Genomic DNA, 19,623 nt, shown 5'->3' with positions numbered 1-19,623 from the left:
CCCGGGGCGCGGGGCGGAGGCCCGGGGGCGGCATTGCGGCGGGGGACGGGCGGGCCGGGACGAGCGGCCCGCGGGGGAAAGGGGGAGGGCATGAGCGGGACCGGAGCGGTGCGCGGGACGGGGGCGGTGCGCCGGTGGTGCGGGATCGTGCTGGGGACGCGGGCCCGGCTGCGCTGGGTGCACCTGGTACTCGGCGGGGCCCTGCTGATGCCGTACTTCCTGCTCAGCCAGGTGGTGGTCGGCATCGCCGCCGGCGGGGTCAATGCTCTGTCCTCCTTCCCCCTGGCCCTGGTCGCGTACGCCGCCGCGCTGCCGCTGGTCGCCGTCACCGGGCTGTACGGGCTCGTCCGGCCGCTGTCGGCGTCGGCGGTGCGGACCCTGTGCGAGGTGCCGGGGGAGCCGCCGGCCGACGGGCCCGCCCGGTCGTGGGGGGCGCGGTGGCGGGCCTCCGCCTGGTGGACCCTGCACCTGGGGGTCGGGGCGGTGATCAGCGGGATGACCCTCGCGGCGACGCCCGCCGCGCTGGTGCTGATCCTGCTGCCGTTCTCCGGCTCCCTGCGCCGGGCGTCCGTCGGGGCGGGCTGGCTCGTCACCGGGGCGTACCGCTACGCCTCCCCGCTGCTCGGGGTGGGGCTGCTGACCCTGGTCGTCCTGAGCTCCGCGGCGGCGGGGGCGCTGCTCGCCCGGCTCGCGCCCGTACTCCTCGGACCGACCGCGGCGGACCGGCTGGCCGCCGCCGAGGAACGGGCCGCGGACCTCGCCGTACGCAACCGGCTGGCCCGGGAGCTGCACGACGCCGTGGGGCACGCCCTGAGCGCCGTCACCCTCCAGGCGGGCGCGGCCCGGCGGGTGCTCGACCGCGATCCGGAGTTCGTACGGGAGGCGCTCGCCGCGATCGAGGAGACCACCCGGCGCACCGTCGGCGAGCTCGACACGGTGCTCGGCCTGCTGCGGGACGGCGACCCCGCCCGGGCCGACGCCGCACCCGCGCCGACCCTCGCAGCCGACCTCGAGGGGCTGCTGTCCCGCACCCGGGCCGGCGGTACCACCGTCACCGTCCAGCAGGACCCCGGGCCCGCCGGGGACTGGGAGCAGCTCCCCGCCATCGCCTCCCGCGAGGCCTACCGGATCGTCCAGGAGGGCCTGAGCAACGCCCTGCGCCACGGCCGGGGCCCCGTCGCCCTGCTGATCCGCGTCCACACCCCCGACCGCCACCGCGAACTGGAGATCACCATGACCAACCCGCCGGCCCAGGCCCCGGCCGCCCCCGAGGGCGAACGGCGGCGCACCACCGGGGGCCGCGGACTGCGCGGCGCCGCCGAGCGCGCCGCCCTGCTCGGCGGCAGCGTCGAGGCCGGTCCGCACGAGGGCCGGTGGCGCCTGCGCGCGGTGCTGCCGCTCGGCGCCGCCACCGGAGCCGGGCGATGAGCCGGCCGCCGCTGCGCATCGTCATCGCCGACGACGAGCGGATGGTCCGTACCGCCCTGCGGGTCATCCTCGAAGCGGAGCCCGACATGGAGGTCGTCGGCGAGGCGGCCACGGGCGCGGAGGCCGTCCCGCTGGTCCGCTCCCTGTCCCCGGACGTGGTGCTGATGGACGTGCGCATGCCGGAGATCGACGGCATCCGCGCCACCGGGCAGATCCTGCGGTCCATGACCGACCCGCCCCGGATCGTGGTCGTCACCACCTTCGAGAACGACTCCTACGTCTACGACGCGCTGCGCGCCGGCGCCTCCGGGTTCCTCCTCAAGCGGGCCGACCCCGACGAGCTGATCGGCGCGGTCCGCCTCGTCGCCCGGGGGGACTCGCTGCTCTTCCCGGCGGCCGTGCGCTCCCTGGCCGCCGCCCACACGCCGCCCGCCCCGCCCGCGGCCCCGGCCTGGGCGGCCCGCCTCACCGACCGGGAGGCGGACGTCCTGCGGCTGATGGCCACCGGACTGTCCAACCACGAGATGAGCGAGCACCTCGGCGTCGGCCCGCAGACGGTCAAGACCCATGTGGCCGCGGTCCTCGCCAAAACCGGCTCCCGCGACCGCACCCAGGCCGTCATAGCCGCCTACGAGGGGGGCTTCATCATGAGGAAAGGCTGAGAACCCGGCCACAATCGGGGCGCGGCGGAACGCCCACGGCCGCTCGTACGTCCTTCTGGGGGATGAACAAAACGATCAGGCGTGCGTCGGTCTTCTGTCTGCTTCTGGTGCTGGCCCTCATGGTGCGGGTCACCTGGGTGCAGGCGTACCAAGGCCAGGCCCTCGCAGACGACAAGAACAACAGGCGCAACCTCATCGGGCAGTACGAGAACCCACTGGGGAACATCATCGTGGGCGGTGAGGCGATCACCGGTTCCACGCAGACGGGCGGCAAGGACTTCGCGTACAAGCGGACCTATGTGGACGGTCCGCTCTACGCCCCGATCACCGGACACAGCTCCCAGGCCTTCGGCACGACCATGCTGGAGGGCGTCTACAAGAACATCCTCAACGGTTCGGACACCCGGCTGAAGACGATGATGGACATGCTCACCAACAAGCGGGCGGATCCGGGCAACGTCCTGACCACCATCGACAAGGGTGTGCAGAAGACCGCCTACGACGCCCTCGGCGGAAAGCAGGGGGCGGCCGTGGCCATCGACCCGGCGACCGGCCGGATCCTCGCCGTGGTCAACAACCCCTCCTACGACCCGGGCCGGATCACGGGCGCCAACGACTCCGCCGCCTGGGAGGAGCTGGCCGCCGACAAGGGCAAGGCCATGGAGAACGTGGCGCTGCGCAAGCCCCAGGCGCCCGGCTCCACCTTCAAGCTGGTCACCCTCGCCTCGGCGATCGAGAACGGCCTGGTGACCAGCATCGACACGCCGACGGGCGTTCCGGGCGCGTACACCATTCCCGGTACCCGCACCAAGCTGCCCAGCGAGGCGGGCGACGAGGCCTGCAACAACGTCTCGGCGCGCACCGCCCTCAAGCTGTCCTGCAACAACGTCTTCGCCGAGCTCGCCTCCAAGCTCGGCCAGGACAAGATGCGGGCGACGGCGGAGAAGCTCGGCTTCAACACGCAGATCGACACCCCGGTCCGCACCAACCCGCCGAGCACGTACCCCACGAAGAAGCTGTCGGTCGACCAGGTCGCGCAGACGGGAATCGGCCAGTTCGACGTGCAGGCCACCCCCCTGCAGATGGCCATGGTGACCGCCGCGATCCAGAACGGCGGCAAGCTGGTCGCCCCGCACATGGTCTCCGAGGTCACCGACGCCGACGGCAACGTGCTGGAGGACTTCAAGGACCGGAAGACGGAGCAGGTGATGAGCCCGAAGACGGCCTCCATGCTCCAGGACGCCATGCGCACGGTCGCCACCGAGGGCGGCGGCAAGCCCGCGCAGGTCCCGGGCGCCGAGGTCGGCGGCAAGACGGGTACCGCCCAGCGCGGCGTCAACAACAACATCCCGCCGCTGGCCTGGTTCACCTCGTACGGCAAGGCGGGCGGCAAGCAGATCGCGGTGGCCGTGATGATCGAGAACTCGGACACCGACCGTTCCGAGATCGGCGGCGGCAAGCTGGCGGCGCCGATCGCCCAGAAGATGATGGCGGCCTGGCTGAAGAAGTAACCGCCCCGCCCACGGGCCCGCGCGCCGGGAACCGACACGGTTCCCGGCGCGTTCCCCTTCTCATGATCCGGACCGCACGCGCCTCCGACCTCGACGCCATCGCTGCCCTGCACACCCGGGCCCGGGCCACCTACTACCGGGGCCGCGTCCCCGAACAGGCCTACGCGGGCGAGACCGAGCTCGCCCGCACCCGCGAGGGCTGGTCGCGGGCGGTGGCCCGGCCCGCCGCCCAGGGGCGGGTCCTGTGCGCGGAGCGGGACGGCGAGGTCATCGGGGTGGCGGCCTACCTCACGGCCGACGGAGTGACCACCCTGACCCAGCTCCATGTCGACCCCGGCCACTGGCGCCGCGGCACCGGAGCCGCCCTGCACGCCGCCTGCCTCGCCGGGTGGCGGCGGGCCGGGATCGAGCGGGTCCGCCTGGAGGTCTACGAGCACAACCTGCGCGCCCAGGCCTTCTACGCCTCCCGCGGCTGGCGGCCGGAGCCCGACGGCGGGCCCGCAGGCTCCCACCGCACGCTCTGGCTGGAGGTGGGCCCGGCGTCCGGGGAATGAGACGGAACAGCAGTTGGTTGAATCGCAAACCGATTGGTCCTCCCTGGAGAGAAGAAGGAACATGCGCGTCGAGATCTGGAGCGACATCGCCTGCCCGTGGTGCTACATCGGCAAGGCCCGGTTCACGAAGGGGCTGGCCGAGTTCGCTCACCGCGACGAGGTGGAGGTCGTCTTCCGGTCCTTCGAGCTGGACCCGAACGGCGCCAAGGGCGTCACCGCCCCCGTTCTGGAGATGCTCGCCCGCAAGTACGGCCGCACCCTCGAGGAGGCGCGCGGCATGGAGGAGCACGTCGCCGCCGGCGCCCGCGCCGAGGGGCTGGAGTACCGGACCGAGGGCCGCGACCACGGCAACACCTTCGACATCCACCGCCTGCTGCACCTGGCCGCCGCCCGGGGACGGCAGGAGGAGCTCCTCGACCTGGTGTTCCGCGCCCACTTCGCCGAGGAACGGTCCGTCTTCGATTCCGAGGTGCTGCTCGCGCTGGCCGTGGAGGCCGGGCTCGACGGGGCGGAGGCCCGTACGGTCCTCGCCGACGGTTCCGCCTACGCGGACCGGGTACGGGCCGACGAGCGCGAGGCGGCCGAACTGGGAGCCAACGCCGTGCCGTTCTTCGTCCTGGACCGGCGCTACGGCATCTCCGGCGGGCAGCCCGCCGAGGTGTTCACCCGCGCGCTGGAGCAGGCCTGGGCCGGGCGCGAGACGGTGGAGACGGCCGCGGACGCCGGTGCCTGCGAGCCCGACGGCGCCTGCGCCGTCCCCGGGGCCTGACCGCCGATCCCTCCCCAGGGCGCCCGCGTACCACCCGTACCGGGCGCCCCGTCGCACCGCCCCTCGCACCACCCGCAGCGCCCGCAGCGCCCACGGCCGCTCGGCGCGCTCGCCCGGCGGCCCGGCCGTAGGCTGGACGTACACACGCATGGCGCGCGCCCCGGCCTGCTCGCCGGGGCACCTCCCAGCGGTAGCTGGGGGCGCCTCAGTTCGCTTCGCTTTCAACCAACTCGGGGATCCGAACTCCTTTGCGGAAGGAGACCCCGATGGCCGCCAAGAAGCGTTCGTCCGCCAAGCCCCGTGCCGCCACATCGGCGGACGGGCAGGACAGGCTCATCGTCCTGGCCAAGCAGTACATCCGTACCCACGGGTCCGCGTACCTCAAGGACCCGAACATCTCCTCGATCGGCATCGGCTACAAGGAGACGGAGAAGGGGAAGCGGACCAAGGAACTCACCCTCCAGTTCACGGTCGACACCAAGGTGCGGCCCGAGGGGATGAGGGCGCTGGGCACCACGGAGATACCCGAGGCCATCGACATCGGCGACGGCCTCGTGCTGCACACCGACGTGATCGAACGCAGCTACCAGCCGCACTTCCTCGTCGTCGCCGAGCCGCAGACGCCGGAGCGGCAAAAGCGCGTCGACCCGGTCCGTCCGGGGGTGAGCGTCGGGAGCGTCCGTCTGCACGCCGGCACCCTCGGATGCATCGTCTTCGACAAGAACGACGGTGCCACCTGCCTGCTGAGCAACTGGCACGTCCTGAACGGCCGGGAGGGCCAGGCGGGCGACGAGATCGTCCAGCCGGGCACGGACGACGACAGCCGCTTCGCCGCGAACCGCCTCGGCGCCCTGCGGCGCGCCCACCTCGGCACGGTCGGCGACTGCGCCGTGTCGACGATCACCGACCGCGGCGTCGAGACCGACATCCTCGGCCTCGGGGTCACGCCGAAACAGCTGGGCGAGCCGCACATCGGCGACAAGGTCGTCAAGTCCGGGCGGACCACCGGCGTCACGCACGGGATCGTGACCCGTCCCTTCGTCAAGGTCCGCGTCCCCTACGGCCCGCCGATCGGGACGAAGGAGATCGAGTGCTTCGAGATCGGCCCCGACCCCCGCCATCCGCCGGCCGGCGGTGAGATCAGCACCTTCGGCGACTCCGGTTCGGCCTGGATGTTCAAGACGCGTTCGGGCAGGCCCTCGGACGTACTGGCCGGCCTGCACTTCGGCGGCGAGGACGAATCCGATCCCGTGGACCGGGCGCTCGCCTGCTTCCCGCGCGCGGTGTTCGAGCAGCTGAAGGTCACCCTGGAGGCGCCGTCCACCGCCTCGCTGGAATCCCTGACCGGGTACGACCCGGGTTTCCTCGCCGTACCGGTCGGCACGCCGTCGCTCAACCCGTCGGTCAAGGACACCGCGGTACGGCTCGACGGCTCCGAGGTGATCGCGTACACCCACTTCTCGCTGGCGCTGAGCAGGCCGCGGCGCTTCGCCATCTGGGTGGCCTGGAACATAGACGGCGGCGCGCTCAAGGCGCTCAAACGCCCGAGGGACTTCTTCAAGGACCCGCGCCTGCCGTCCGGGGTCCAGGTCGACAACGAGCTGTACAAGGACAAGGGCGGCAAGGTCAACCGCCTCGACCGGGGCCACATAGCGCGCCGCGCCGACCTCTGCTGGGGCCCGCTTCCCGAGGCGCAGCGGGCCAACAAGGACTCGTTCTTCTACACCAACATCGCCCCGCAGATGGACGACTTCAACCAGAGCAAGCGCGGCGGCATCTGGGGAAGGCTGGAGGACGCGGTGTTCGAGGACGTCGACGTCGACGACCTCAAGGTCAGCGTGTTCGGCGGGCCGGTCTTCCAGGAGGACGACCGGGAGTTCCGCGACGTGCGGATCCCGCGCGCGTTCTGGAAGGTCATCGCCTACTCCGAACACGGCACGTTCAAGGCCAAGGCCTTCCTGCTGGCGCAGAACATCGTCCTGCCGGAAGCCCTCGAACTGGACGAGTTCCGGGTGTTCCAGGTCAAGGTCGCGGAGGTCCAGAAGGCGGCCCACATCCGCTTCCCCGCCGTGATGACGGACGCGGACACCCTGGTGGTACCGGAATCCCTGGAGGAACGGGCCCCGCTGGAAAGCCAGGCGGACATCGACTGGAGCTGAGCGGAGCGGGCCTCGGCCCCCATAAGCCCGCCTTTGGGAAAGTGAGCAAAACTCGGCAATGGACTTTTAGAGGGAGTCGCCGCAGAGTGGACGGCATGGATCTTCCGCTCTCCGACGTGACCCGGGCGTGCGCCGCCGAGTTCGCGCACTCCACCACCTACCTCAACACCGCCGGCGCAGGCGTCCTGCCCCGGTCCGCCGTCGCCGCCGTACGTGGGCTCGCCGAGGCGGCCGGCGCCGGACTCCCGGCCGGAGCCGGCGACTTCGACCGCGTCGAGCGGGTGCGGGCCGCCTTCGCCCGGCTCGTCACGGTCGACCCGCGGCGCGTCGCCGTCGGGTCGTCCGTCGCCACCCACGTGGGCCTGATCGCGGCCTCCCTGCCCGTCGGCGCCGAAGTCCTCGTGCCGGAGCGGGACTTCGCCTCCGTCATGAACCCGTTCGTGCTGCGCGGCGACCTCAAGGTCCGCTTCGCCCCGCTGGAATCCCTCGCCGAAGCCGTCCGCCCGGACACCGCCCTGGTCGCGCTGAGCGCCGTACAGTCCGCCGACGGCCGTACGGCGGACCTCGCCGCCGTCCGCGCCGCGACCGCCGCGCACGGCGCGCGGATGCTCGTGGACGCCACCCAGGCCGCGGGCTGGCTGCCCTTCGACGCCTCGCCGTACGAGTACACCGTCACCGGCGGCTACAAATGGCTGCTCGGCGGCCGCGGCGCCTCGTACCTGACGGTCTCCGCGGAGGCCCAGCCCGGACTGACCCCGCTGCACGCGGGCTGGGTGGCGGCCGAGTCCAAGTGGGAGGCCGTCTACGGCCCCATGCGGCAACTCGCCGCCGACGCCCGCCGCTTCGACGAGTCGGCGGCCTTCCTCCCCTACTACGCGGCCGAGCCCTCCCTGGCACTGCTGGAGCGCATCGGCGTCGAGGCCGTCCACGCCCACGACATCGCACTCGCCGCCCGCTACCGGGCCGGGCTCGCCCGCCTTGGGCACCAGCCCGTCCCCGGCGCCGCCGCGATCGTCTCCGTACCGGGCCTGGCCCACCGCCAGCCCGCCCTGGCGGCCGCCGGGATCCACACCTCCGCCCGGGAGGGCGCCCTGCGGGCCTCCTTCCACCTCTACAACACCGAGGCGGACGTCGACCGGCTGCTGGACGTGCTGTCCGGCTGACCGGCGCCGGACCGGGACCGCGGCAACGGACCGCCGAGCCGGACCGACCCGGCGCCGGATCCGGTCCGCTACGCCGCCCAGGCCGCCGAAGCCGCGGCCAGGGCCGGCGCCGGATCCGCGCCGAGGGCCCGGGCCAGCGCCCCCAGCGCGGCCCCGACCGCTTCGGGCGAGGCCGCCGGGCCGTAGTGGTTGACCCGCACCATCTCCCGGGCCAGCGCCCCGCCGCCCGCCGCGAGCGGGGCCGAGGGGTCCGCCGCCAGCGCCTTCGCCACCACCGGCGAGGCGTCCGCGACCCGCAGCGTGGTCGCCACCGGCGCCGCCTGAGCCGGGTCCCCGACCCACGGGGCGACGCCCAGCGCCGCCGCGCCCGCCCGGGTGGCCCGGGCAGCCGCCGCGTGCCGCCCCAGCACGCCCGCGGGCCCCTCGGCCGCGATCCGGTCCAGGCAGGCCTCCAGTGCCAGCATCTCCAGCTGCGCGGGCGCGTGGAGCAGCGCCTTGCGGCCGCCGTCGATCCAGCGCTCCTTCCAGTCGAGCAGCGAGAGGTACGAACGGCGCGGGGCGGCCGGGTTGGCCGCGAACCGCTCCCAGGCGCGCCCGCTCACCGACACCGCCGACACCCCCGCCGGGCCGCCCATGGCCTTCTGCGCGCCGATCACGCACAGGTCCACGCCCCACGCGTCCGGCAGCAGCGGCTCGGCTCCCACCGACGCCACCGCGTCCAGCATGAACAGCGCCCCGTGGGCCCGTACCGCCTCACCGATCTCCGCGACCGGATTGGTGTTGCCGGTGGCCGCCTCGGCGTGCACCAGCGAGACGAAATCGATCTCCGGGTGAGCGGCCAGCGCCCCGGCGACCTGCTCACCGGTGACGGCCGTGTCGAAGGGCACCGCCAGGTCCACCACCTTCGCCCCGGCGTCGCGCAGCCAGTTGCCGAACGTGGTCCCGTACGGCCCGGTGACGATGTTCAGCGCCGTCGAACCCGGCCGTGCCCCCGAGCGGATGCACCCCTCCAGCGGGAGCAGCGCCTCGCCCTGGGTGACCACCACGTCGTTGCGGGTGTCCAGCAGCCGCGCGACCCCCCGCTCGATCGACGCGAAGTGCTCGGCGGTCAGCGGCGGCAGGTCCAGCAGGGGGTGGGTCACGTCGGTGCTCTCTTCGTCATCCGGGGTTACCGGCCGAGCCTACCCAGCCCGCACGTACAGTGCGGGCATGAGTGATCACAACGGTGTGCTCCATGTGAAGGGGCGGGTACTGGTCGGGGCCCACGAGGTGCGCGACGAGCTGTGGGTCGTCGGCGGACGGGTCTCCTTCGAGCGGCCGGCCGCCGCCCGCGAGGTCACCACGGTCACCGGCTGGGCCCTGCCCGGCCTGGTCGACGCCCACTGCCACGTGGGCCTCGACGCCCACGGCCCGGTGGACGCCCCCACCGCCGAACGGCAGGCCCTCACCGACCGGGACGCCGGCACCCTCCTCATCCGCGATGCCGGATCCCCCTCCGACACCCGCTGGATCGACGACCGCGAGGACCTCCCGAAGATCATCCGGGCGGGCCGCCACATCGCCCGTACCCGCCGCTACATCCGCAACTACGCCCACGAGATCGAGCCGCCCGAGCTCGTGGAGTACGTCGCCCGGGAAGCCCGCCGCGGCGACGGCTGGGTGAAGCTGGTGGGGGACTGGATCGACCGCGACGCCGGTGACCTGACGGCCTGCTGGCCCCGCGCCGAGGTCGAGGCCGCCATCGCGGAGGCGCACCGGCTCGGGGCCCGGGTCACCGCGCACTGCTTCGCGGAGGACTCGCTGCGGGACCTGGCCGAGGCGGGCATCGACTGCATCGAGCACGCCACGGGGCTCACCGAGGACACCATCCCGCTGTTCGCGGAACGCGGCGTGGCGATCGTGCCGACCCTCGTGAACATCTCGACGTTCCCGAAGCTGGCGGCGGGCGGCGAGGCGAAGTTCCCCCGCTGGTCGGCGCACATGCGGCGGCTGCACGAGCGGCGCTACGACACGGTCCGGGCGGCCTGGGACGCGGGCATCCAGGTGTACGTCGGCACGGACGCCGGGGGTTCCCTGCCGCACGGCCTGGTCGCCGCCGAGGTCGCGGAGCTGGTGAAGGCCGGGATCCCGCCGCTGGACGCCCTCTCGGCGACGGCCTGGGCCGCACGCGACTGGCTCGGCCGGCCCGGCCTCACCGAGGGCGCCCCCGCCGACCTCGTGGTCTACGCCGCCGACCCGCGGGCCGACGTACGGGCCCTGGCGCAGCCGGAGCGGGTCGTCGTGAACGGGGTGGTCCGGGCCTAGTTGTGGGGCCGGCGGGACTCCTGGGCCGGGCGATGCGCGGAAATTCGAATACATGCATGGAAACCACCCTTTGGGGTGAAGTGACGTCAGGTTGCTGACCGTTCACTCCCCGTGCGCAAGGATTCGAACGTCGAAGCCGTCGGCGTGCGCGATGTCCCCCATTGGCGCCGCGACGGCACCCAACTCCCCGGGGGTTCCACCATCTTGAACAGCAACACCTTCCGCATGCCCGCGGCCGTTCTGCTCGCCACGGGAGCGGTGGCCCTGCTCGCCGCGCCGCCCGCCCTCGCCACGGGCGGCGGCACCGGGAGCGAGGGAACGTCCGGCGCCGTCGTCCTGCGGACCGGACTGGACGTGGGCCTGCTCAACAAGGCCGTCCACGTCCCGCTGAAGGCCACCCTCAACGAGGTCACCGCCCCCGCCAGCGCCGCGAAGACGGCCCTCACCGTCACCCTCGACGGGGCCGAACAGGGGCGGCCGGTCAGCGTCCTGCGGGCGGACGTCGCCACCGCCAGGGCGAGCGCCGACAAGAGCCGCGCCGAGGCCGAATCGCACCTCGCCCACGCCAAGGTGCACGTCCCCGGCCTGCCCGCGCTCTCCCTCATCGAGGTCGAGAAGGTCACCTCCAAGGCCGTCTGCGAGGCCGGGAAGAAGCCCGTCGCCTCCTCGAACGTCCTCGGCACGGTCACCGCCCTCGGCAAGAAGGTCACCCTCACCTCCGGCGGCCCCACCAAGGTCGAGGTACCCGGCGTCGGCCTGGTCTCCCTGGAGCTCTCCGGTACCCGGACCACCTCCACCACCGCCGCCGCGTCCGCGCTGCGCCTGAAGGTGTCGGTCAACCCGCTGAACCTGAACGTGGCTGAGGTCGACGGCGAGGTCGTGCTCGCCGAAGCGCACTGCGAGTCCCCCCGGGGAGCCGCCCCGGGCCCCGGCCCCGCGGCGAAGCCGGACGTCAAGCCGCAGACCGTGCCACAGGCCAACCTCGCCGAGACCGGCGCCGGTTCGGTGACCCCGTACGTCGCCGGCGGCGCCCTCCTCCTGCTCGGCATCGGCGCGGGCGCCCTCGTCGTCACCCGCCGCGGCAGGACCCGCTGACCGTCAGCGCGAGGCGCGCTCCAGCCCCTGGCCGACGGCGCCGCGCGAGGTGACGGCCGCCGTGATCTCCTTGTCGGCCCGGGCGTAGTCGGACCGCCGGGCGGCGCCGTCCGCCGCGCAGGAGGTGCACACGACCCGGAAGGGCGGGCCCATGTCCGAGTACTGCGTGAAGTACTCGGCCTTGACGACCTCCCAGCGGCCGGGGCGCCCCGCCGCCGGGGCGAAGGTGAACCGGGGGATCGAGGACATGTTGCCCCGCGCCTTCTCCGCCTCGTAGAAGCTCGCGATCTGATCGCCCATGCCGAACACCACCCAGGTGCCGTTGATCTTCTCGTAGGGCTGCGGCACGTGGTTGTGCGTACCGAGGATCAGATCGATGTCGGGGAGGCCGTCCGCCCCGCGCGAGGCCGTCAGCGCCTGCGCCAGGTCGCGCTGCTGCTGGTCGGGCGCCGTCTGCCACTCGGTGCCCCAGTGGATGCTGAGGACGACGACGTTCGCGCCGGCCGCCCGGGCCGCGCGGGCGTCGGCGATGATCCGGCCCTGGTCGATCAGGTTGACGGCCCAGGGCTTGCCCGCCGGGAGCGGTATGCCGTTCGTCCCGTACGTGTAGTCCAACTGGGCGACCTTCGCGCCGCCGGCCGAGAGCACGGCCGGCGCCTTGGCCTCGTCGGCGCTGCGCGCCGAGCCGACGTGCTTGATGCCGACCCGGTCGAGGTGGTCGAGGGTGCGGGTGAGGCCGTCGTAGCCGTCGTCGAGGGTGTGGTTCGAAGCGGTGGAGCAGCTGTCGTAACCGGCGTCCTTGAGGGCGTCGGCCAGCTGGTGCGGGGCCTTGAAGGCGGGGTAGCCGGTGTAGGGGCCGCCGGGCCGCCCGTACGGTATCTCGTGGTGGCATATCGCCAGATCGGCGGCCGACACGATGGGCTTCACGCCCGCCAGTATCTTCCGGAAGTCGTACTCCCCGGCCTTGCCGCCGGCGTCGTCCGCCGAGCGCTGGATGATCGAGGGGTACGGGATGATGTCCCCGGTCGCGACCAGCGTGAACGGCGTCCCGCCCGGCGCGGCCCGGTCCGTCCCCGGCTTCGCCCCGAGCCGCTGCTCGGGGGCGGAGGCGCCGTCCCCCAACAGCCGCGGCGCGGCGTACACACCCCCGCCGACCACGGCCAGCCCGACCAGCCCGACCCCTATCCGCGCCGCCACCTTCATGGACCGTCCCCCGTCATCCCGTAGTTCCGGCCATGGTAGGCGTCCCGTGCCCACCCGGCGCAGCCGGACAACCGGCGCGAGGGGTCGGGGACGGGGTGGGGTGTCGTCCGGGACTGAAACGAGATGAATTCGGCGCGCGGTACCCCGCACACCTCACACCCGGACAGGCGCCGAACATCGAAGCCCGTCCCGGACGACACCCCACCCCGGCACCGACCCCGCCCCACCACCCCGCCGGCCAGGGCAACGGCACCGCCACCGCCCGATGGGGGCAAGGGCAACGGCACCCGCCCAACGGGGGCAACGGCACCACCACCCGCCCGGCCAGGGCAACGGCAACGGCACGCCCCCGCCCCCTCCCTACCGCGCGGCCAGCGCCAGCGCGTGGTCCAGCGCCTGCAGCAGCCTCCCCGTCGTCGCCCTGTCGCGGACCGCCAGGCGCAGCCACGTCGCGTCCAGCCCCGGGAAGGTATCTCCCCGCCGCACCGCGAAGCCCAGCGCGCGCAGCCGGGTGCGGACCTCCGTCGCGCCGGGGACCTGGACCAGCACGAACGGCCCCTCGGCCACCCCCGACACCCGCACCTCCTCGAACTCCGCCAGCCCCGCCAGCAGGTGCTCCCGGTCGACCGCGATCCGCCGCGCCGCGTCCTCCGCCTCCGCCAGCGCCGCCGGCGAAACGCACGCCTCCGCCGCCACCAGCGCCGGCGTCGACACCGGCCACAGCGGCTGCGCCCCGGCCAGCTTCGCGATGACCTCCGGCTCCGCCAGCACGTAGCCGATCCGCAGACCGGCCAGCCCCCACGTCTTCGTCAGGCTCCGCAGCACGACCAGCCCGGGTACGTCCATCCGCCCGGCCAGCGCCTCCCGCTCGCCCGGGACGGCGTCCATGAACGCCTCGTCCACCACCAGGATCCGCCCCGGCCGGGCCAGCTCGGCCAGGACCCCCGCCGGGTGCAGGACCGACGTCGGGTTGGTGGGGTTGCCGACCACCACCAGGTCGGCTTCCTCCGGCACCGCCGCCGGGTCCAGCCGGAAGCCGTCCTCGGCCCGCAGCAGCACCCGTTCCACCCGGTGCCCGGCGTCCCGCAGGGCCGCTTCCGGCTCGGTGAACTGCGGATGCACCACGACCGGCCGTACCGCCCCCAGAGCCCGCGCGATCAGGACGAACGCCTCCGCCGCCCCCGCCGTCAGCAGCACCCGCTCCACCGGCAGCCCGTGACGGGCCGCCACCGCCGCCCGCGCCGCCCGCCCGTCGGGGTAGGCCGCCAGGTCGCCCAGGCAGGCCGCGATCCGCTCCTTGAGCCACTGCGGCGGCGTGCCGGCGCGTACGTTCACCGCCAGGTCCACCAGCGCGCCGCCCGCGTCCGCCACCTCCGCGTCCCCGTGGTGGCGCAGGTCGTGCTCCTCGGTGCCGGCCACCGCGCACGTCGCCGCCACCGAGCGCCGCTTCGGCACGAGGAGTTCCCCGCCCCCGGCCAGTGCCGCCGCCTCCGCCACCGAGGCCGTGCCGGAGGCGTCCCGCACCGCCGCCGACGGATGCGGTACCGGTATGCGCGCGAGCTGTTCCGCCGGATAGCCGACCAACGGCACGCCGAAACGTTTCGCCGCACCGGCGATCCCCGGCTCCCCGGTCTTCGACTCCACCGTGGCCAGCGCCGCCACCGCCCCGGGGGCCAGCCCGGCCCCCCGGAGCGTCTCCTCCACCAGTGCGCAGACCTCCTCGACGGAGACCCCCGCACGCCCGCCGACCCCGACCACCAGCCGCGTCACGTATTCGCCCACAGCGATCCCTCCTCCGTCCGTCGTCCGTCTGTCGTCGTCAACACGCTGCCGCCCGCCCCCCGGGCACGGAAGTGCGCGCCCGGCCGCCAGTCGGTATGCAGGGGCACATGGCGGTGATCGTGGCTTTGGGCGCGTTCCTGATGACGCTGGCCGGCGGCTGGACGGCGCAACGCGTCACCGACCGCCGCCACCTGGTGCTCGGCCTCGCCGGCGGGCTGATGCTCGGCGTGGTGGGCCTCGACCTGCTGCCCGAGGCGATGCACGCGGCCGGCGACGAGGTGTTCGGCGTGCCGCTGGCCCTGCTGCTCTTCGTGGGCGGCTTCCTGACGGCCCACGTGGTGGAGCGCCTGCTCGCCGTGCGCCAGGCCGCGCACGGCGCCGCGGCCCCGGGCGAGGACCCCCACGGCCCCAGCGGCGGCCGCGTCCCGCAGGTCGGTCTCACCGCGGCCGCCGCGATGGTCGGCCACAGCGTCGCCGACGGAGTGGCCCTCGGCGCGGCCTTCCAGGTCGGCGGCGGCATGGGCGTGGCCGTGGCGCTGGCCGTCATCACCCACGACTTCGCCGACGGGTTCAACACGTACACCCTCACCCGCCTCTACGGGAACGCCCGCCGCAAGGCCCTGCTGATGCTCTTCGCGGACGCCGTGGCGCCGGTCGTGGGCGCCGCGTCCACCCTGCTGTTCACCCTTCCGGAGGAACCCCTCGGGGCGTACCTCGGATTCTTCGGCGGCGCTCTGCTGTACCTGGCCGCCGCCGAGATCCTCCCCGAGGCGCACCACAGGCACCCCGCCCTGTCCACGCTGATGTGCACGGTGGGCGGGGTGGCCGGGATCTGGCTCGTGGTCGGCCTCGCCGAATGACCGCCGGCCGGGGCGGGCGGTCACCGGTGGGCTGCCGCGGCTTCCGCGAAGCGCCGGGCGACCGAGGGCCGGGCCGCCCAGTGGGTGTGCAGGTAGCTGGCGTGCACGCCCTGCCGTACGAAGCCCTCGACGCGGCGTTCGGGATGCGTGAACCCCCACGCCGGCTCGGCTCCGGCACCCGGCTCGATCACCGTCCGGTGGAACTCGTGCCCCCGCAGCCGCGTCCCCGCGGCGGCGAGCGAGCTGTCCGTCACCGCCACCGCCTCCCGGTAGCCCAGCGTGAGCCGTTCCGACATCCGGGCGTCGGCGTCGAGCACCCCGCACATCGGCTTCCCGTCCAGGGAACGGGCCAGGTACAGCAGCCCCGCGCACTCGGCGGCGACCGGCCCGCCGGACGCCGCGAAGTCCGCGACGGCCTTGCGCAGCGGCTCGTTCGCCGACAGCTCCGGCGCGTACACCTCGGGGAACCCGCCGCCGATCACCAGTCCGGAGGCCCCCTCGGGGAGCGCCTCGTCCCGGAGCGGGTCGAAGGTGACCACCTCGGCTCCGGAGGCCGTCAGCAACTCCGCGTGCTCGGCGTACGAGAACGTGAACGCGGCCCCGCCCGCGACGGCGACGACGGGCCGCCGGCCCCCCGCGTCCGGGACGGCGGAGACGGCGTCCCGCGGCGACCACGCCGCGCAGTCCAGCGGCGGGGCCGTCCGGGCCAGCGCCATCAGCGCGTCCAGGTCGCAGCCGGCCCGCACCTGCCCGGCCAGCGCCGCCACCGCCGCCACGGCGTCGGCCCGCCGCTCGGCCACCGGGACCAGGCCCAGGTGCCGGGACGGCGTCGCCACCTGCGGGGCCCGCCTCATGACACCGAGGACCGGCATCCCGGCCTCCTCCAGCGCCTCCCGCAGCATCGCCTCGTGCCGGTCGGAGCCCACCTTGTTGAGGATCACCCCGCCGAGCCGCACCTGCGGGTCGAAGGAGGCGAAGCCGTGCACCAGCGCCGCCACAGAACGCGACTGCGAGGAGGCGTCCACCACCAGCACCACCGGCGCCCGCAGCAGCTTCGCCACCTGCGCCGTCGACGCGAGCTCACCCCGCCCCGCGGCCCCGTCGTACAGCCCCATCACGCCCTCGACCACGGCGAGGTCGCACCCGGCGGAGCCGTGCGCGAACAGCGGCGCGACCAGCTCCGGCCCGCACATGAAGGCGTCCAGGTTGCGGCCCGGCCGGCCCGTGGCCAGCGCGTGGTAGCCGGGGTCGATGTAGTCGGGCCCGGCCTTGTGCGGGGACACGGCCAGGCCGCGCTCCGCGAAGGCCGCCATCAGGCCCGTCGCCACGGTGGTCTTGCCGCTGCCGGAGGACGGCGCGGCGATGACCAGCCGGGGCACGCTCACGGACGTCACCACTCGATGCCCTTCTGGCCCTTCTGGCCGGCGTCCATGGGGTGCTTGACCTTGGTCATCTCGGTGACCAGGTCCGCGAACTCCACGAGCTTCTCCGGCGCGTTGCGGCCCGTGATGACCACGTGCTGGGTGCCGGGGCGGTTCCGCAGCACCTCGATCACCTCGTCCACGTCGATCCACCCCCAGTGCATGGGGTACGCGAACTCGTCGAGCACGTACAGCCGGTGCGTCTCGGCGGCCAGGTCGCGCTTGACCTGCTCCCAGCCCTCCTTGGCGGCCTGCTCGTTGTCGAGCTGCGCGTCCCGCTGCACCCAGGACCAGCCCTCGCCCATCTTGTGCCAGACGACGGAACCGCCCTCGCCGGAGGCGCCCAGCACCTTCAGCGCGTTCTCCTCGCCGACCTTCCACTTCGCCGACTTGACGAACTGGAACACCCCGATCGGCCAGCCCTGGTTCCAGGCGCGCAGCGCCAGGCCGAACGCGGCCGTCGACTTGCCCTTGCCCGGGCCGGTGTGCACGAACACGAGCGGGCGGTTGCGGCGCTGACGCGTCGTGAGCCCGTCGTCGGGAACGACGGTCGGCTGTCCCTGCGGCATTACGCGGCCCTCCTGGAGGATTCGGATGTCACTGCGGTACGTACGTTCTTCACGAGCCCGGCCAGCGAATCGGCCCGCAGCCCGTCGAGGGTCACGGCCGGCCCGCCCAGATCGGCGGCCAGCGCCCCCGCCAGCCCGAGCCGGACCGGCCCGGACTCGCAGTCCACGACCACCGAGGCGATCCCCGCGCCCGCCAGCAGCCGGGCACTGCGCCCCGACAGCTCGCGCGGGTCACCGCCGAGGGTCCCGGCCGACGTGGCCCGCCCGTCGGTGACGACCACCAGCAGCGGGCGCCGCGAGGGGTCCCGCAGCCGCTCGATCCGCAGCACCTCGTGGGCCTTGAGCAGACCCGGGCCCAGGGGGGTGCGGCCGCCGGTCGGCAGCTTCTCCAGCCGGGCGGCCGCCGCGTCCACCGAGGAGGTGGGCGGCAGCGCCAGCTCGGCACCGGCCCCGCGGAAGGTGATCAGGCCGACCTTGTCGCGGCGCTGGTAGGCGTCCAGGAGCAGGGAGAGCACCGCGCCCTTGACCGCGCTCATCCGCTGCCGGGCCGCCATCGAGCCGGAGGCGTCCACCACGAAGAGCACGAGGTTGCCCTCGCGGCCCTCCCGGGTGGCCTGGCGCAGGTCGTCCTTGCGCACGACGAGGCCGCGCCCGGCGCGCCCGCGCGCCCTCTGGTGCGGTGCGGCGGCGTGCACGGTGGCCGCCAGGTGCAGCTTCGTCAGCTGCCCCCGGGGCCGCTGGGCGCCGGTGGTGCGGCCGTGCGCGGTGCGGGCGCGCGAACGCCGCCCGGCCGCGCCCTCGCCGAGGCCGGGCACGCTGAGCATCTTGGTGCGGAACGGCTCGGCGGCCCGTACGGCGGCCTGCTCGGCGCCGCCGGCCCCGCCCCGCGGGGCGGAGGGCTCCGGCTCGGGGGCCTCGCCCGCGGGTTCGGCTCCGGCGGGCTCGTCCGGGGTGTCCGGCGCGTGCGCGGTCTCGGGCCCGCTCTCGGGCCCGCCGCTCTGCGGGGGCACCCCGCCGCCCCCGCCGCCATCACCGCCGTCACCGCCGTCGTCCGGGCCCTCGGGCTCCGGGCCGGGCTCGGGCTCCGGGTCGGGCTCCTCGTCGGGGAACCGGTCCAGGATCTCGTCGAGCTTGTCCTCGTCGAGGCCCGGCGCGTCGAAGGGGGCCCGCCTGCGGCGGTGGGGGAGGGCCAGCAGGGCGGCCTGGCGGACGTCCTCCTTGCGTACGGAGGTCCGCCCCGCCCAGGCCGCGAGCGCGGTCGCGGTACGGGCCATCACGATGTCGGCGCGCATCCCGTCGACCTCGAAGCCGGCGCAGGTGGCGGCGATCCGCAGCAGCGCGGTGTCCCCGAGCCGTACCCGCGGGAGCAGCGCCCGCGCCGCAACCACCTGGGCGCGCACCTCGTGCTCGTCCGCGGCCCAGCGGGCGGCGAAGCCCGCGGGGTCGTCCTCGTACGCGAGCCGGCGGCGCACCACCTCGACGCGCTGCTCGGGCTCCCGGGAGGCCGCGACCTCGACGGTCAGGCCGAAGCGGTCCAGGAGCTGCGGGCGCAGCTCGCCCTCCTCGGGATTCATCGTCCCGACGAGCAGGAAGCGGGCGGCGTGCCGTACGGAGACGCCCTCGCGCTCCACGTACGAGGCGCCCATCGCGGCCGCGTCGAGCAGGACGTCCACCAGGTGGTCGTGGAGGAGGTTCACTTCGTCGACGTACAGGATCCCGCGGTGCGCGTCGGCGAGGAGTCCCGGCTCGAAGGCCTTCACGCCCTCGGCGAGGGCCCGCTCGATGTCCAGGGCGCCGACGAGCCGGTCCTCGGAGGCGCCGACGGGCAGCTCTACCATGCGGGCGGGCCTGGCCTGGCCGGGGCCGGGCTCGTGCGGCCCGTCGGGGCAGGCCGGATCCGGTGCGGCCGGCGCACACGAGAACCGGCAGCCGGGGACGACGTCGACCTGCGGCAGCAGCGCCGACAGCGCGCGCACGGCGGTGGACTTGGCGGTCCCCTTCTCCCCGCGTACGAGCACGCCGCCGACCGCGGGGCTCACGGCGTTGAGCAGCAGGGCCAGCCGCAGGTCGTCCTGACCGACCACCGCTGTGAACGGGAAGTGGGTGATGCTCATCCGCTGATCGCTCCTTCGAGTGGAATGCG

General features: G+C 74.3%; 16 protein-coding genes. 10 read left to right on the top strand and 6 right to left on the bottom strand.

Going from position 1 to position 19,623, the window contains the following annotated elements; all coding sequences use genetic code 11:
- The first annotated feature begins 90 nt into the window (after positions 1 to 90).
- From ACZ51S_RS25995 to ACZ51S_RS25965, 7 genes are all read left to right on the top strand, one after another.
- Positions 91 to 1,428: a sensor histidine kinase gene (locus ACZ51S_RS25995; RefSeq protein WP_468478707.1), complete on the top strand. Its 1,338-nt coding sequence runs from the start codon at positions 91 to 93 to the stop codon at positions 1,426 to 1,428.
- Positions 1,425 to 2,090 (top strand): response regulator, encoded by a 666-nt coding sequence (locus ACZ51S_RS25990; RefSeq protein WP_468478706.1) that lies wholly within the window; start codon positions 1,425 to 1,427, stop codon positions 2,088 to 2,090. The genes ACZ51S_RS25995 and ACZ51S_RS25990 overlap by 4 nt, the downstream gene beginning before the upstream one ends.
- 62 nt (positions 2,091 to 2,152) lie before the next feature.
- Positions 2,153 to 3,601, top strand: coding sequence for a peptidoglycan D,D-transpeptidase FtsI family protein (locus ACZ51S_RS25985; protein WP_468478705.1), 1,449 nt, complete (start codon positions 2,153 to 2,155; stop codon positions 3,599 to 3,601).
- 62 nt (positions 3,602 to 3,663) lie between these two features.
- Complete coding sequence (locus ACZ51S_RS25980) at positions 3,664 to 4,155, top strand: GNAT family N-acetyltransferase (protein WP_468478704.1); 492 nt, start codon at positions 3,664 to 3,666, stop codon at positions 4,153 to 4,155.
- 61 nt (positions 4,156 to 4,216) lie between these two features.
- On the top strand, positions 4,217 to 4,924 hold the full coding sequence (locus ACZ51S_RS25975; protein ID WP_468886936.1) for a DsbA family oxidoreductase: 708 nt from the start codon (positions 4,217 to 4,219) through the stop codon (positions 4,922 to 4,924).
- 266 nt (positions 4,925 to 5,190) lie between these two features.
- On the top strand, positions 5,191 to 7,083 hold the full coding sequence (locus ACZ51S_RS25970; RefSeq protein ID WP_468962100.1) for a DNA/RNA non-specific endonuclease: 1,893 nt from the start codon (positions 5,191 to 5,193) through the stop codon (positions 7,081 to 7,083).
- Between the two features lie 95 nt (positions 7,084 to 7,178).
- Entirely contained in the window at positions 7,179 to 8,246 is a 1,068-nt protein-coding gene (locus tag ACZ51S_RS25965; RefSeq protein ID WP_468962098.1) for an aminotransferase class V-fold PLP-dependent enzyme, read from the top strand.
- 68 nt (positions 8,247 to 8,314) lie between these two features.
- Here the strand turns inward: ACZ51S_RS25965 and ACZ51S_RS25960 are convergent, their stop codons facing one another.
- Positions 8,315 to 9,388, bottom strand: coding sequence for an aminotransferase class V-fold PLP-dependent enzyme (locus tag ACZ51S_RS25960; protein ID WP_468886930.1), 1,074 nt, complete (start codon positions 9,386 to 9,388; stop codon positions 8,315 to 8,317).
- 67 nt (positions 9,389 to 9,455) lie between these two features.
- Between ACZ51S_RS25960 and ACZ51S_RS25955 the strand changes: the two genes are divergently transcribed.
- Both ACZ51S_RS25955 and ACZ51S_RS25950 read left to right on the top strand, forming a co-directional pair.
- On the top strand, positions 9,456 to 10,550 hold the full coding sequence (locus tag ACZ51S_RS25955; protein WP_468962096.1) for an amidohydrolase family protein: 1,095 nt from the start codon (positions 9,456 to 9,458) through the stop codon (positions 10,548 to 10,550).
- Positions 10,551 to 10,754: 204 nt separating this feature from the next.
- On the top strand, positions 10,755 to 11,645 hold the full coding sequence (locus tag ACZ51S_RS25950; protein WP_468478728.1) for an SCO1860 family LAETG-anchored protein: 891 nt from the start codon (positions 10,755 to 10,757) through the stop codon (positions 11,643 to 11,645).
- 3 nt (positions 11,646 to 11,648) lie between these two features.
- On the opposite strand, the gene ACZ51S_RS25945 is transcribed toward ACZ51S_RS25950, so the two are convergent.
- Both ACZ51S_RS25945 and cobC read right to left on the bottom strand, forming a co-directional pair.
- Positions 11,649 to 12,848 (bottom strand): CapA family protein, encoded by a 1,200-nt coding sequence (locus ACZ51S_RS25945; RefSeq protein ID WP_388944566.1) that lies wholly within the window; start codon positions 12,846 to 12,848, stop codon positions 11,649 to 11,651.
- A gap of 360 nt (positions 12,849 to 13,208) precedes the next feature.
- Positions 13,209 to 14,618 carry an Rv2231c family pyridoxal phosphate-dependent protein CobC gene (gene cobC / locus ACZ51S_RS25940; RefSeq protein WP_468962145.1) on the bottom strand — a complete coding sequence of 470 codons (1,410 nt, stop codon included), beginning with the start codon at positions 14,616 to 14,618 and terminating at the stop codon, positions 13,209 to 13,211.
- 119 nt (positions 14,619 to 14,737) lie between these two features.
- Here cobC and ACZ51S_RS25935 point away from each other — a divergent pair, with 119 nt between their 5' ends.
- A complete protein-coding gene (locus tag ACZ51S_RS25935) occupies positions 14,738 to 15,490 on the top strand; it encodes a ZIP family metal transporter (RefSeq protein ID WP_468479758.1) in 753 nt (250 codons plus the stop codon).
- Between the two features lie 20 nt (positions 15,491 to 15,510).
- Here the strand turns inward: ACZ51S_RS25935 and ACZ51S_RS25930 are convergent, their stop codons facing one another.
- The 3 genes from ACZ51S_RS25930 to ACZ51S_RS25920 are packed head-to-tail and all read right to left on the bottom strand — an operon-like array spanning position 15,511 to position 19,594.
- Positions 15,511 to 16,875, bottom strand: coding sequence for a cobyrinate a,c-diamide synthase (locus tag ACZ51S_RS25930; RefSeq protein WP_468479759.1), 1,365 nt, complete (start codon positions 16,873 to 16,875; stop codon positions 15,511 to 15,513).
- Positions 16,876 to 16,880: 5 nt separating this feature from the next.
- A complete protein-coding gene (cobO, locus tag ACZ51S_RS25925; RefSeq protein ID WP_352212342.1) occupies positions 16,881 to 17,480 on the bottom strand; it encodes a cob(I)yrinic acid a,c-diamide adenosyltransferase in 600 nt (199 codons plus the stop codon).
- Positions 17,480 to 19,594, bottom strand: a complete 2,115-nt coding sequence (locus tag ACZ51S_RS25920) for a putative cobaltochelatase (RefSeq protein ID WP_468479760.1) — start codon at positions 19,592 to 19,594, stop codon at positions 17,480 to 17,482. The genes cobO and ACZ51S_RS25920 overlap by 1 nt, the downstream gene beginning before the upstream one ends.
- Positions 19,595 to 19,623 lie beyond the last annotated feature (29 nt).

This window comes from Streptomyces sp. NPDC034043, from assembly GCF_055575675.1.
The sequence above is the reverse complement of the archived record's forward strand: the minus strand, read 5'-3'. Positions and strand labels throughout refer to the sequence as shown.

Bases quoted from the DNA above. Each gene is read 5' to 3' on its own strand.
- ACZ51S_RS25995 (WP_468478707.1), top strand. From the start codon at position 91: ATGAGCGGGACCGGAGCGGTGCGCGGGACGGGGGCGGTGCGCCGGTGG.
- ACZ51S_RS25990 (WP_468478706.1), top strand. From the start codon at position 1,425: ATGAGCCGGCCGCCGCTGCGCATCGTCATCGCCGACGACGAGCGGATG.
- ACZ51S_RS25985 (WP_468478705.1), top strand. From the start codon at position 2,153: ATGAACAAAACGATCAGGCGTGCGTCGGTCTTCTGTCTGCTTCTGGTG.
- ACZ51S_RS25980 (WP_468478704.1), top strand. From the start codon at position 3,664: ATGATCCGGACCGCACGCGCCTCCGACCTCGACGCCATCGCTGCCCTG.
- ACZ51S_RS25975 (WP_468886936.1), top strand. From the start codon at position 4,217: ATGCGCGTCGAGATCTGGAGCGACATCGCCTGCCCGTGGTGCTACATC.
- ACZ51S_RS25970 (WP_468962100.1), top strand. From the start codon at position 5,191: ATGGCCGCCAAGAAGCGTTCGTCCGCCAAGCCCCGTGCCGCCACATCG.
- ACZ51S_RS25965 (WP_468962098.1), top strand. From the start codon at position 7,179: ATGGATCTTCCGCTCTCCGACGTGACCCGGGCGTGCGCCGCCGAGTTC.
- ACZ51S_RS25955 (WP_468962096.1), top strand. From the start codon at position 9,456: ATGAGTGATCACAACGGTGTGCTCCATGTGAAGGGGCGGGTACTGGTC.
- ACZ51S_RS25945 (WP_388944566.1), bottom strand. From the start codon at position 12,848: ATGAAGGTGGCGGCGCGGATAGGGGTCGGGCTGGTCGGGCTGGCCGTG.
- ACZ51S_RS25935 (WP_468479758.1), top strand. From the start codon at position 14,738: ATGGCGGTGATCGTGGCTTTGGGCGCGTTCCTGATGACGCTGGCCGGC.
- cobO (WP_352212342.1), bottom strand. From the start codon at position 17,480: ATGCCGCAGGGACAGCCGACCGTCGTTCCCGACGACGGGCTCACGACG.
- ACZ51S_RS25920 (WP_468479760.1), bottom strand. From the start codon at position 19,594: ATGAGCATCACCCACTTCCCGTTCACAGCGGTGGTCGGTCAGGACGAC.